This is a genomic window from Halorubrum sp. FL23, assembly GCF_052439115.2.
In the GTDB taxonomy this organism is placed as follows: Archaea; Halobacteriota; Halobacteria; order Halobacteriales; family Haloferacaceae; genus Halorubrum; species Halorubrum persicum.
On the sequence record NZ_JBQVRO020000007.1, the window covers coordinates 21,903 to 34,352 of the forward strand.

The 12,450-nt window shown below is 70.3% G+C and carries 10 protein-coding genes; 2 read left to right on the forward strand and 8 right to left on the reverse strand.

Translation table 11 applies throughout. The annotated features are described in order from the left end of the window. Positions 1-315 precede the first annotated feature (315 nt). Positions 316-2,898 carry a heavy metal translocating P-type ATPase gene (locus tag ACT4MF_RS10135; RefSeq protein ID WP_444682536.1) on the forward strand — a complete coding sequence of 861 codons (2,583 nt, stop codon included), beginning with the start codon at positions 316-318 and terminating at the stop codon, positions 2,896-2,898. Between the two features lie 53 nt (positions 2,899-2,951). On the opposite strand, the gene ACT4MF_RS10140 is transcribed toward ACT4MF_RS10135, so the two are convergent. The 6 genes from ACT4MF_RS10140 to ACT4MF_RS10165 form a co-directional block, all read right to left on the reverse strand. Next, positions 2,952-3,641, reverse strand: a complete 690-nt coding sequence (locus ACT4MF_RS10140; protein ID WP_444682537.1) for a hypothetical protein — start codon at positions 3,639-3,641, stop codon at positions 2,952-2,954. An 85-nt stretch (positions 3,642-3,726) separates the two neighbouring features. Beyond that, the gene (locus ACT4MF_RS10145) at positions 3,727-5,451 is read right to left on the reverse strand and encodes a cytochrome c oxidase subunit I (protein WP_444682538.1); all 1,725 of its coding nucleotides are present in this window, start codon (positions 5,449-5,451) and stop codon (positions 3,727-3,729) included. Position 5,452: 1 nt separating this feature from the next. Further along, a complete protein-coding gene (locus tag ACT4MF_RS10150) occupies positions 5,453-5,995 on the reverse strand; it encodes a cupredoxin domain-containing protein (protein WP_099253972.1) in 543 nt (180 codons plus the stop codon). 304 nt (positions 5,996-6,299) lie between these two features. Beyond that, positions 6,300-7,688, reverse strand: coding sequence for a heme o synthase (locus ACT4MF_RS10155; protein WP_444682539.1), 1,389 nt, complete (start codon positions 7,686-7,688; stop codon positions 6,300-6,302). Positions 7,689-7,823: 135 nt separating this feature from the next. Beyond that, positions 7,824-9,149: a 5'-deoxyadenosine deaminase gene (locus ACT4MF_RS10160; protein WP_444682540.1), complete on the reverse strand. Its 1,326-nt coding sequence runs from the start codon at positions 9,147-9,149 to the stop codon at positions 7,824-7,826. Positions 9,150-9,237: 88 nt separating this feature from the next. Continuing rightward, positions 9,238-9,636, reverse strand: coding sequence for an SHOCT domain-containing protein (locus ACT4MF_RS10165; protein ID WP_099253969.1), 399 nt, complete (start codon positions 9,634-9,636; stop codon positions 9,238-9,240). A 119-nt stretch (positions 9,637-9,755) separates the two neighbouring features. Between ACT4MF_RS10165 and ACT4MF_RS10170 the strand changes: the two genes are divergently transcribed. Next, complete coding sequence (locus ACT4MF_RS10170; protein ID WP_099253968.1) at positions 9,756-10,403, forward strand: non-canonical purine NTP pyrophosphatase; 648 nt, start codon at positions 9,756-9,758, stop codon at positions 10,401-10,403. A gap of 16 nt (positions 10,404-10,419) precedes the next feature. Here ACT4MF_RS10170 and ACT4MF_RS10175 read toward each other — a convergent pair whose 3' ends face one another. Both ACT4MF_RS10175 and ACT4MF_RS10180 read right to left on the reverse strand, forming a co-directional pair. Continuing rightward, positions 10,420-11,760, reverse strand: a complete 1,341-nt coding sequence (locus tag ACT4MF_RS10175; protein WP_099253967.1) for an aminotransferase class III-fold pyridoxal phosphate-dependent enzyme — start codon at positions 11,758-11,760, stop codon at positions 10,420-10,422. A gap of 235 nt (positions 11,761-11,995) precedes the next feature. After that, a complete protein-coding gene (locus ACT4MF_RS10180) occupies positions 11,996-12,271 on the reverse strand; it encodes a PadR family transcriptional regulator (protein WP_004046948.1) in 276 nt (91 codons plus the stop codon). Positions 12,272-12,450 lie beyond the last annotated feature (179 nt).

Here is a 12,450-nt window from a genome sequence, read left to right on the forward strand (position 1 = left end):
GCGTCCCCTCCCCGACCGCCGGGTCGTGAGCGTGACGCGTCGTCGGTCGAGGGCGTGTTCAACCATCGTCGGACGATCTCACGTGGGGTCCGAGATTGGAAGATGACACCGGACGTTCCCGCCCGCTGACGCGACCAGCCGAACTATTCGGGAGGCGGGCTTATACCCGTCTCAGCACGGAACGGGGCCCGCCGCTTCCGGGCCCGACGGGTCGCGGCGCCGACCGATCCCCACCCGGCCGCGCCGCCGATCGTCGGCGACGTCCCGAACACGTTCGCGAATAGGGTCTCGTGGGTGGCCGACCGATCACGACTGATGGCCGACTGTCGGCTCTGTGATCTCCCGACCCCGGACCCGCCCGTCACGACGCCCGGCGTCGACGGCGAGTTCTGCTGTCGCGGCTGTCTGGAGGTGGCTCGCCGACTCGACGAGGCGGACGGCGGCGACGCGGCGAACGACGACGAGACGGAGGGGAGCCGGACCGAAGGAGCGGTGGCCGGAGAAGACCGCGCGCCGGCCGGAGACGACCACGCGGCGCCCGAGTCGGCGCCCCCGTCGGACGCGGCCGAGGCCTATCTGGCGGTCGACGGGATGCACTGCACCACCTGCGAGGCGTTCCTCGACCTGCGCGGCGACGATCGGGCGGGCGTGCACGCGGTCGATGCCAACTACGGGACCGAGACCGCTCGGGTCGTCTACGATCCGGAGGAGATCGCGCGCGCGGAGCTCCCGACGGCGCTCTCCGGATACGGCTACACGCTCCGGTTTCGGGACGGGTCGGCGACGGAGAGCGGTCGCGGGGCGGCTGCAGACGCCGGGCAGGGTGAGGCGAGCCCGGCAGACCGAACGGTCGAGCGGCTCGCGGTCGGCGGCTTCCTCGCGATGTTGATCATGCCGTGGTACGTCCTGTCGCTGTACCCGAGCTACCTCGGCGTCGAGACCAACGTCCTCGCGATCGACACGACCACCGCCGCGGGGCGGTATCTGCCGCTGGCGTTCATCGCCCTCCTGACGACCGTCCTGCTGGCGTACACGGGGGCGCCGCTCCTCCGCGGCGCGTACGTGAGCGTCCGGGCGCGTCGGCCGAACATGGACCTGCTCGTCGCGGTGGCCGCGCTGTCCGCGTACGCGTACAGCACCCTCGCGCTCGCGACCGGCAGCACGCACCTGTACTACGACGTCACGGTCGCGGTCGTGATGGTCGTCTCGCTCGGGCGGTACTACGAGGGCCGAGTCCGCGCGCGGGCGAACGACCTCCTCGAAACCGCCACGGCCGCTCGCGTCGAGTCGGCGACGCGCGTGACCGACGCCGGCGCCGAAACCGTCCCGATCGCGGACCTCGAGCCGGGCGACCGAGTCCGGGTCACGCCCGGCGAACGCGTGCCGATCGACGGCACCGTGATCGAGGGGACCGCCGACGTCGACGAGTCCGTGCTCACCGGCGAGTCGCTGCCGGTGCGAAAGGAGCCCGGCGAGACCGTCATCGGCGGCGCGACGCTCCTCGGCGATGTCCGGGCGGCCGACGGCGGAGCGGACGAGTCGGCCGGCGCGATCGTGATGGCGGTCGGGGAGGACGCCGAGAGCACCGCGGACCGCCTCGCCGCCGCCCTCTGGGAGGTCCAGACCGCGACCCCCGGTATCCAGCGGTTCGTCGACGCGCTCGCCACGGTGTTCGTGCCGGTCGTGTTGACGATCGGGCTGCTCGTCGCCGGCTGGCGGTTCGTGACCGGCGGACCGATCGCCGGCGCGATGCTCGCCGGACTGACCGTCCTCGTCGTCTCCTGTCCGTGCGCGATGGGGCTCGCGACCCCGCTCGCCGTCTCCGGCGGGCTCCGCGACGCGCTCGATCGCGGCGTTGTCGTCACGGACGCCTCGGTGTTCGAGGTGGCTCGGGACGCCGAGACGGTCGTGTTCGACAAGACCGGGACGCTCACCGCGGGGGAGATGCGCGTCAGCGGCACGTACGGCGACGACCGGACGCTTCGGCGCGCCGCCGCGGTCGAACGCCGCGCCGACCATCCCGTCGCGGACGCGATCCGGGAGGCTGCGGCGGGCGATCAGGTGGTGACAGACGACCGCCCACCGACCGACGATCGCCCTCCGATCGACGATCGCCCACGAGAGACGCGGGTGGAGTCGTTCACCCGCCATCCCGGCGCCGGCATCTCCGGGACGCTCGCCGCCGGCGACGGCGGGGAGTCCGATTCCCGGCCCCCCGGTTCGCGCGTCGTCGTCGGGACCGCCGATCTCGTCGAACGCGAGTGCGGTCCGCTCCCCGAGGATCTGCGGGAGCGCGTCGACACCGTCGCCGATCGGGGCGCCCTGCCGGTCGTGGTGGGATGGAACGGCGCCGCCCGCGGCGTGATCGCCGTCGAGGACCGCGACCGAGCCGGCTGGACGGCGGCCCTCGAAGCGTTCGCCGACCGGGAGGTGGCAGTCCTGACCGGCGACGAAGGCCCGCGGGCCGACCGGTTCCGGCACCACCCCGCGGTGGACGAGGTCTTCGCCGGCGTGCCGCCGGACGGGAAGCTCGAGGCGATCCGCGGGTTCGCCGCCGCCGGGCCCACCGTGATGGTGGGCGACGGCACCAACGACGCGCCGGCGCTCGCGGCGGCCGACCTCGGCATCGCGATGGGCGACGGGACGGCTCGCGCCGTCGAGGCCGCGGATGTCGTGATCGCCGGTGAGGACCTTCGAGCGGTCGAGACCGTGTTCGACCTCGCGGCGGGGACGCGGCGGCGCATCCGAGAGAACGTGGCGTGGGCGCTGTGTTACAACGCGGTGGCGATCCCGCTCGCGGTCGCGGGAGCGCTCAACCCCTTCTTCGCCGCCCTGGCGATGGCCGCCAGCAGCGGGATCGTCGTGACGAACTCGACGCGGTCGGTGCTCCGGGAGTGAGACGCGAGGGGTCGGCCCCGCACCACCGGAGCGGTGGGCAGTCCGACGCCCCCTCAGACCGTCCGAACGAACCGACGGAGGGTCTCGCCGTTCGGGCCCCGGAGCTCGACCACGAACTGCGCCCCGGAGGGGCCGTCGGAGAGCGACTCGCGGGGCGCCGAGACCGCGTACGGCGGCTCGCCGCTGCGGTCGATCTCCTCACCCCCCGCGAGGAGCACCACGTGGTCGACCCCCTCGGCGGTCTCGAGCTCGCAGGTGATCGGGTCGCCGCCCGTCTCGCAGACGAGGTCCGCCGTCACGTCGCCGCCGTCGGCGCCGAAGCCGGACGAGAAGTCGAGCAGCATCACGCCCGGCGCGAGGGTGCCCACGAGCGCGACGATCACGAGGAACGTCGTGAAGTTGATCGTCGACCCGTTGCGGGCGATCCGCCTGACGGTGGGGTTCTCCGCGGTGCGGCGCAGTCGGATCACCGCCGGCACGACGAGCAGGTGCGTGAGCGGCCCCCACGCGATCAGGACGAAGCCGTACGCGATCGCGTACCGGAGCGCGATCGCCTCGGTCCAGTACGCCGTCAAGACGTTCCCGCCCATCCACAGGAAGAACCCGAGGAAGACGAGCGCGCCGCTCTTGAGCCAGCGCCAGACGGGCGTGTTCGCGTAGTACACGCTCAGGAAGTCGCGCCACGCCTGGCGTACGATACCGCCGAGTCGCGTCCGGGTCGTCGGTCGGGAAGCGTCGGTCATTCGTGGGATGTCTCGTTGTCGGTCGGGCGGCGATCGGGTCGGTCGTTCGGGCGTGAGAGCAGACGGTGGTCCGGACGGTCGGCGCCTACGCGCCGATCGCCCACAGCTGGGTCAGGAGGTACCAGTTCAACACGTAGACGGCGGCGAAGACGCCGAGGAAGATCAGACAGAGCGTGAAGGTCCCGCGGAGTTCGACCGCGTGGATCGGCTCTCCGCCGTCGGCGTGGAGCCCGCCCTCGGGCAACATCCCGCCGTCGTCGCCGGCGGGGAGCCGACCGCCGAACAGCAGCGAGCCGACCGAGACGCCGACGAACAGGACGCCGGAGAGGATGGCCAGGAGCGCGAAGACCCCGAAGATCATGAATATCGGGATCGCGGCCGAGAAGCTGAACTCCGAGCCGGGGATGTTCCTGACGGCCTCGGCGGTCCGGCGCGGCACGCCGTAGAGGATCCCGGCGTACATCAACATCAGCGTGGCGACGCTCATCGCGGCCCCGTAGGCGTACGGGATCGCGCTCGCCAGCGTGTCCGAGACGTAGTCACGGCGGAACATCGTCTTGATGACGAAGAGGACGAGCCCGAAGAACGCGAGCGTCGTCCCGAGCGCGACGGTCGCGTGGAAGTGACCGACCGTCGCGAGGGTGTTGTGCCAGGTCATGTTCACCTGCACCTGCCCCATCACGACGCCGGTGATCCCGCCGAGGAACCCGAAGAGGATGATGCTGAAGATCGTCGAGGCGAAGACGGGGTTTCGCCACGGCGCGGAGGTGAGCCAGCCGAAGAGCCCGCCGCCCTGTCCCCGCCGCCGCCGACCGGCCTCGATGCCCGCCGGGATCGCGAACGCGTGGATCATGCTCGCGAAGGCCGCCCCGTAGAAGGCGTAGGAGGTGTTCCAGATGCGCCACCCCGCGGACATACCGGGGTCGACGAGCAGGTGGTGGGCCGCCCCGAGGTTGATGAAGAAGAGGTAGAGGATGAAGGCGGTCCGCGAGACCTTCTCGGAGATCACCACCGCGCCGCCCACCACGTGCGTCAGGAAGTACCACACCGTGATCATCGCGAGCAGGTTGATCTGCTGTGTCCCGTGGCCGACGATCCAGTAGAGCTGCCGATAGATCCCCGGGTCCACCGAGGCGATGAGGTCGATCCGCCAGGCGAGCGCGTACGCGAACGCGGCGATCCCGCCGAGGATCGCCTCCACGGCGATGATCCCGGTGACGAACGCGCCGAAGGCGACGAGCGGGAGGGTTCTGCTGCTGTCGCGGGTCGCCGTCCAGATCGTCGCGAAGAACGGCACCGCCGCGATCGTGGCCCCCAGCAGGAAGAGGATCGCCGTGCCGTAGAACCACGGCGTGACGGGAAGCGGGACGTACGCCGTCAACAGCGGCGCCTCGTTGGGCGCTTCGGCCAGCCAGATGGACGCGTTCACGCCGATCGCCCCGGCCACCATCGTGACCCACCCGAGGGTCGCGAGCCGACGGAGCGGGAGCTTCCGGCCGAGCACCATCGGACCGCCGACGTAGAGGACGGCGATCTCCATGAACACCATCCAGAAGATGAGCAGGTTCCACGCGTGTATGCTCAGATGCGTGTAGTAGCTGCTCGGGTCGAGGAGGCCGACGAACTCCCAGCGCGTCATCGCGACGGAGAACGCGAAGCTCCCGCCGACCGCGAGCGCGATCACCGCGGTCAGTCCGAACAGCTTCACGTAGTTCTCCACGGATCGGTGGATGTCGAGTCCGGTCACCGAACAGGTTCGGAAGCCGTCCGACCCGTAGTCGTTCCGGAAGAGGGAGGCGATCGCCGACATGCTACCCCTCCACCACCGTGAAGCGACCGTGCATCGTCCGATGGCCCTGTCCGCAGAACTCGTTACAGACGACGTGGTAGGTGCCCGGCTCGTCGAAGGTCATCGGGATCACCCACTCGGAGCCCGGGAACACCTGGAGGTTGATCTGCTTGTTCAGGTTCTCTTCCGGCCTGACCGAGAAGCCGTGCTGCACGTCGTAGGCGCCGAGGTGGATGTCGTACTCGCGTCCCGCCTCGAGGACGGCCGGGAGTCCGTCCCAGTTGAACCGCATCGCGCCGACGTACACGTCGTCGCCGGGCGGGATCAGGCCGTCGTCCGTCTCCTCGGCGGCCTCCTTGTACTCGCCGACGCGCTCCTGATACTGGTCGGGGTCGACCTCGTACGTCGTGCCGATCGGGTTCTGGTCGCCGAACTGCGTGAACCCCGCCATCCACGTGAAGATGCCGAGCGACCACGCGCCCGCGAGCCCCAGCCAGATGCTCTCGCGGCGGTGCACCGGCGTGTTCCACCAGTCGTCGTCGGGGTCGTCGAGTGGGTTGCTCATCTCTCGGTCACCTCACTGGGAGCGACAGGAGATCGAGCAGTCCCCACCCGACGTAGGCCACGAGAAAGAACACGATCGCCGCCGCGGCCAACAGCCAGATGCGATTATAGAGGCGTTGCATCGCTGGAACGTCGTCACCGTCGGATCTCGTACGGTTGCTCATCGGTCGCTCACACGGTCCGATACACAGATACGCATGGTGAGCGTTATCACGCACATGTTCGCCCGGCGGTGTTGAACCGGATCGGCGACGACCCGCTTCGGACGAGGCGAGCGCCGCGGCGGTCCGCCGCGCCGGCCCGGCTCACATCGCGAACGTCTCCACGAGGATCGCCGCGAGGACGGCCCCGAGATAGGCGTTCGAGGCGTGGAAGCTCCGGTACGCGGCGGCCCGCTCCTCCCCGGCGTCCCGCTGGTCGACGTCGTACTGGCGGACCACGCTTCGCACGAACAGCGCCCCGAGCGCCGTGGTGGTGACGGCGTAGAGGACGCCGAGCCCGGTGACGCTCCCGAGCAGGACCGCGGCGATCAGGGTGACGCCGAGCCACGCGAGTATCCGTCGCCGCGCGGTCCCGACGCCCGCGACGACCGGGAGCATCGGGTAGTCGACCCGCGCGTAGTCCTCGCGGTGAGCGATCGCGAGGTTGTAGAAGTGCGCCGGCGTCCAACAGCAGACGACGGCCGCGAGCAGGACGGCCGGGAGGCGGACGGTCCCGGTCACCGCGGCGTACCCGATCAGGGCGGGCAGGGCACCGGACCCCCCGCCGATCACGGTGTTCCACTTGGTGGTCGGCTTCAACAGCACCGTGTAGACGTACGCGTAGTAGACGATCGCCGCCGCGGTGAGCGCGGCCGCGAGCGCGTTGACGAGGGCGAGCATGACCGCCATCGAGGCGAGGACCAGCGCGACGGCGAAGCCGACCGCGCGCCGGACGCCGACTCGATCGGTCGCGATCGGTCGGTCCGCGGTCCGCCGCATCTTCCGGTCGCGGTCGCGCTCGTAAATGTGGTTGAACGCCCCGGACGCCCCGGTCGCGAGGACGCCGCCGCCCAGGGTCGCGACGACGGTTACGCCGTCGAGCGTTGCGCCGCCCGCGGCGGCCAACCCCATCCCGGCCAGCGCGAGCAGGCACAACAGCCACATCAGCCGGGGTTTTGTCAGTTCGAGATACGCCCGCCCCCGGTCCCGAAACGAGAGCGCGCCGCCGCCGGGCGCCGAGGAGTCGGCGTTCCCGTCAGGTTCGTTCGACGACGCCCGATCGGCCGAGCCAGCCGGAGAGCCGTCGGCGCTCGAGCCGCCCAGAGAGCCGTCGGCGCTCGAGACGGTCGCGGTCGCCTCGACCCTGAGCACGAGCGTGACGAGGAGCACGGCGAACACCGCGACCCCGCCCAACAGGTGGAGGCCGCCGTCGAACGGGACGACGCCGGTCTGCCCCGCGAGCCCGACGCCCGCCTGTCCCGCGTAGGCGATCAGGACGGCGATCGTTCCGACGCGGATTCCGCGAGCGGCCGCCGTCCGCTGGGCGACGAGCGCCGTGACGGCGAGGAGCGCGCCGACGGCGACCGCGGCGACCTGGTGGATCGCGGCGACCGCGGCACCGGCGTCCGCGGCGGCAGTCGCCCCGAGCGCGACGAGCAGATACGTCCCCACGACTGACCAGACCAGAAGCGTCGTGAGCCGTGGTCGATCCATACGTCGGACTCGGCCCGCGTCCCCGCGTTCTTTCCCCCGAATATGTTCGACGCGTCGGTCCGGCGGCAGAGATGGCGCTCCGCGAGCGTCTCGGGGAGGCCGGTGCTCTCACCCCCGCCGACCCCGTCTGCGGGGTTACAGTTCGGTCGTCTCGATGCCGGCCTCCTCGACGACGCGTGTCGCGTGGCGGGTGGCGCGTTCGCGAACCGCGTCGGCGTCGATCCCGACGTGCTCGCCGTCGTCGTACCGGACTCGCCCGTCGACCATGGTGAACACCACGTCGTCGCCGTGGGCGGCGTACACCAGGTGCGAGAGCGGGTCGTGGAGCGGGGTGGCGCGGGTGCGGTCGGTGGTGATCCCGATCACGTCCGCGCGCTGTCCCTCGCGCAGCGCGCCGAGACGGTCGAAGCCGGCGGCGCGCGCACCGTTCACCGTCGCCATCTCCAACACCGTCGGGGCCGGAAGCCGGGTCGGGTCGCGGGCGTCGACCTTCCCGAGGAGGCTCGCCTGCCGCATCTCGGTGAAGGGGTCGAGCGTGTTGTTGCAGGGCGGCCCGTCGTTGCCGATCGCGACCGTGACCCCGCGGTCGAGGTAGTCCTGCACCGGGGCGATCCCCGAGGCGAGCTTCATGTTCGAGGAGGGGCAGTGGGTGACGACCGTGTCGGTGTCGGCGAGGACCTCGCGCTCGGCCTCGTCGGTGTGGACGCAGTGCGCGAGCGTCACGTCCGGGCCGGTGAGTCCGACCTCGTCGAGCCAGAGGACGTTTCGCATTCCCGTCTCCTTCTCGACGGCGGCGATCTCGTCCTCGTTCTCGCTCGCGTGCGTGTGGATCGTCACGCCGTCGTGGCGGTCCGCGAGGTCGCGACAGCCGCGCAGGCACTCCTCCGTACAGGAGACGGCGAACCGCGGCGTGACCGCGTAGCGCACCCGACCGTCGGCGGCGTCGTGGTACTTGCGGATCAGCGACTCGCTCTCCGCGAGCGCGGCGTCGGTGTCTTCGATCAGGCCGTCCGGCGACTCCTTGTCCATCAGCACCTTCCCGAGCCGCGCGCGGATCCCCGTCTCGATCGCCGCCTCGAACGCCTCCGCGGCGTGGTTGACGGAGAGGTGGTCGACGACGGTCGTCGTCCCCGACTCCAGACACTCCAGGTAGCCCAGTTCGGCGGCGGCGCGTGTCGCGTCGGCGTCCATCGCGGCCTCCATCGGGAGCACGGCGTCGAACAGCCAGTCGAGCAGCGCGGCGTCGTCGGCGATCCCGCGGCCGAGCGACTGCACGGAGTGCACGTGGCCGCCGATCAGTCCGGGCGCCACGATGTCGAGGTCGCGTCGCTCGTGGTCGGGGTACGCCTCGCGGAGGGGTTCGGCCTCGCCGACCGCGGCGATCGTCTCCCCCTCGACGACGACGGCGCCGTCGGGGATCACGGTCTCGGGATCGGCGATGACGGTTCCGGCGATCAGCATGTCCGTCCGTTCCTGACGGTCGGAGCGTAAGAGGGTGTCCGTTCGGAGCGGTTCCGGAGGCCGCGCGTCCCCGGGCACCGATCACCGACTACTCGAACTCGATGTCGCGCTCTCGCTCTCGCTCGCGGTTGGGACCGTCTTCGACGCGCCCCGCCAACTCTTCGGTCTCCAGTAGCCGGTCGAGTTTCCGTTCGAACTCCTCCTCGCCGATCTCGCCGGTCGCGTACCGCTCGCGGAGCGTCGCCAGCGGGTCATCCTCGGCGGCCGAGATCGACTGCTCGGCCGGCACCTCGGCGCCGACGAGCGGGAAGTCGTCCCCCAGAAGCACCACCAACGGGATGAGGATGAAGAACCCGAGGATGAACGTGGCGGGGATCAACGGTCCCAGTATCTCGGGGAGGAGCACGGCGAACAGCGCCGTGACCCCGAACGAGAGGATCGCGATGAGTCCGATCAGCCGCTTCTTCTCGAACGTCGGGAGGGCCATGTCGCACAAAGCCCGGTGAATCAACAAAAACGTACTGCCGCAGTTCGACGGCCGCGCCGGCGGGTCCGCGCTCGCCCGCGACCGACGGCTATTCGTTCCGGCCGCCCGCATCCCCACCCGTGCTCAGATACGTGACGACGAATCCCGGGAAGGTGCGCGAGGCGGAGCGCTACCTCCGGGACGGTTCGGTGGAGCGGCTCGACTTCGACTACCCAGAGATCCAGGCCGCGGAGCTGGGGCCGATCGCCGCGCGCGGCGCCCGCGAGGCGTACCGCCACCTCGGCGAGCCGGTCCTCGTCGACGACGCGGGGCTGTTCGTCGAGGGGCTCGACGGCTTCCCCGGCCCGTACTCCTCGTACGTCGAGGAGACGCTGGGGATCGAGCGCGTCCACGACATCGCCGCCGACCTCGACGACCGCCGGGCCGCGTTCCGCTGCGTGCTCGGCTACTGCGACGGCGGGGGGTTCGCCGCGACCCCGGATCCGGTCGACCGCGGCGACCGGGACGCGGCCGCGGCGGCGGGGCCGAGCGGAGGCGGGACCGAGCCGGACGGAAATGCGCCGACCGACCCGCTCCCGGTCAAGCTCTTCGAGGGGTACGTCCCCGGTCGGATCGTCGCGCCGCGCGGGGAGGGCGGATTCGGCTACGACCCGATCTTCGAACACGACGGCGAGACGTTCGCCGAGATGGACACCGACCGGAAGAACGCGGTGTCACACCGCGGGCGCGCGTTAGAGAAGTTCGCGGAGTGGTACGCGGACCGGTAGGCCGACGGCCCCGCGGCTACGCGGCGCCCTCGATCGCCGCGGTGAGGAGGTCGCAGCCGAGCGCGATCTCGCGTTCGGTCACGTCGAGCGGCGGAAGGACCCGGAGCACGTCGTAGCCGCACGCCAGCGTGAGCAGCCCCCGCGAGAACGCGCGCTTCAGGACCGCGTCCCGGCGCTCCTTCGAGTCGAACTGGAGCGCGAGCAGCAGCCCCTTCCCGCGCACGTCGTCGACGCCGGGGAGGTCGGCGTCGCGCATCGTCTCCTTGAACTGCCGCCCCCGGACGGTGGCGTTGTCCATCAGGTCGTGTTCGCGGATCGCGTCGAGCGTGAGCGCGCCCTGCGCCGACGCGATGATGTCTCCCGCCCCCCACGTCGACGAGAGCCGACTCTTCTCGTCCGGGAACACGTCCGACCGGGAGATCGTCGCGCCGACGCGAAGCCCCTTGGCGCTGGTGATCACGTCGGGTTCGAGCGCGTAGTGGTCCGACCCCCACCGTTCGCCGGTGCGACCGACGCCCGACTGGATCTCGTCGGCGATCAGGGTGATGTCGTGTTCGTCGGCCAGCGCGGCGATCTCGTCGGTGAACGCCTCCGAGGGGAACCGGTACCCCCCCTCTCCCTGTATCGGCTCCATGATCAGGTACGCCACGTCGTCGGGGTCGACGTGCCCGCGTTCGGGGTCGAGCTTCCGCCGGAGCTGCGAGACGCCGTCGGCGAAGAAGCCGCACGAGCAGGTCTCGGCGGTGCAGGTGCGGTCGTCGCAGAACGGCACGTCGTGCACGCCGCTTATCTCCGGGAAATCGCGGCGGTACACGGATTTGGACCGATTGAGCGAGAGCGCGCCCAGCGTCCGCCCGTGGAACGCCCCGTCGAAGGTGATCGCGTGTTTCGCGCCGCCCGACTCGTCGTACGCGATCTTGATCGCGTTCTCGACCGCCTCCGCCCCCGAGTTCGAGAGGAAGACGGTGTCCATATCGTAGTGTGCGGTGACCTCCGTGAGCCGCTCCATCAGTCCGGACGCGCCCGGGACCCCGTCGCCCGGCGACTCGCCGCCGGCGACGTAGAAGTCCTGTCCCGCGATCTTCAGCGGGTCGACGAGGTCGAACTCGGCGAGCGGCTCCATGATCAGCGGGTTGTTGTAGCCGAGGGGCGCGGCGGCGACGTGACTGGTGAAGTCCATGAGAACGTTGCCGTCGACGTCGGTACAGAACGGGCCCTCGGCGGGCGCGGTGCGGTCCCAGACGAACTCGTAGACGTACGTGCTCGGCGCGGCCGACTCGTGGTGGTACTCCACCCATTCCCGCGCGCGGTCGCCCGGGAGGTCGGTCACGTCGGGCGCTGCGGTGTCGCGATCCATGCCGACGTGTGGCCCTCGGAGCGAATAAAGGAAAGGCGATACGGCCGACGTTGGAGAAACGTCCAACTCCGGGCGAAAAGCGTCCGGTCTCGGTCAAAATATCAGCGGGGAGCGGCCGAGCGACCGGACGTGTCGGCAGATCGAAGACGAGCGGACGAACGAGAGACACGGAGGGCCGGCGAAGGCGCGAGACGAGCCGTTGTCGACCGCCGGATCCGTCGGTGGGGTCGGTCGATCAGTGGTCGACGTACTGCGCCTCCCACTCGGTCCGCGCGTCGATCTCGCGGCGGCCGCGGCGGGTCAGCGTGTAGTAGTTCGTGCGCCGGTCGCGTTGGCCCTTCTCGACGAGCCCCTTCTCGACGAGCGTATCGAGGTTGGGATAGAGCCGACCGTGGTGGATCTCCTTCTCGTAGTAGTCCTCGAGCTCTTCCTTGATGGCGAGTCCGTGGGGCTCGTCCAAGCCGGCGATCACGTAGAGCAGGTCACGCTGGAAACCTGTGAGGTCGTACATACAACGATCTACACATACCTATCGTGAATAAATAAATATACCGTTATATGGAGCGCCTATCTCTCCGTCACCCCGTGTAGTCGACGGATTTCACGGGATCCGTTCTGTCAGCGGAGCAACCGTCATCTCGACATTGCGCCCCTGAGCCGTCACACACTCGTTTCTACTCCGTGATGTGT

Coding starts and splice junctions, on each gene's coding strand:
- ACT4MF_RS10135 (WP_444682536.1), top strand. CDS start 316: ATGGCCGACTGTCGGCTCTGTGATCTCCCGACCCCGGACCCGCCCGTC.
- ACT4MF_RS10140 (WP_444682537.1), bottom strand. CDS start 3,641: ATGACCGACGCTTCCCGACCGACGACCCGGACGCGACTCGGCGGTATC.
- ACT4MF_RS10145 (WP_444682538.1), bottom strand. CDS start 5,451: ATGTCGGCGATCGCCTCCCTCTTCCGGAACGACTACGGGTCGGACGGC.
- ACT4MF_RS10150 (WP_099253972.1), bottom strand. CDS start 5,995: ATGAGCAACCCACTCGACGACCCCGACGACGACTGGTGGAACACGCCG.
- ACT4MF_RS10155 (WP_444682539.1), bottom strand. CDS start 7,688: ATGGATCGACCACGGCTCACGACGCTTCTGGTCTGGTCAGTCGTGGGG.
- ACT4MF_RS10160 (WP_444682540.1), bottom strand. CDS start 9,149: ATGCTGATCGCCGGAACCGTCATCGCCGATCCCGAGACCGTGATCCCC.
- ACT4MF_RS10165 (WP_099253969.1), bottom strand. CDS start 9,636: ATGGCCCTCCCGACGTTCGAGAAGAAGCGGCTGATCGGACTCATCGCG.
- ACT4MF_RS10175 (WP_099253967.1), bottom strand. CDS start 11,760: ATGGATCGCGACACCGCAGCGCCCGACGTGACCGACCTCCCGGGCGAC.
- ACT4MF_RS10180 (WP_004046948.1), bottom strand. CDS start 12,271: ATGTACGACCTCACAGGTTTCCAGCGTGACCTGCTCTACGTGATCGCC.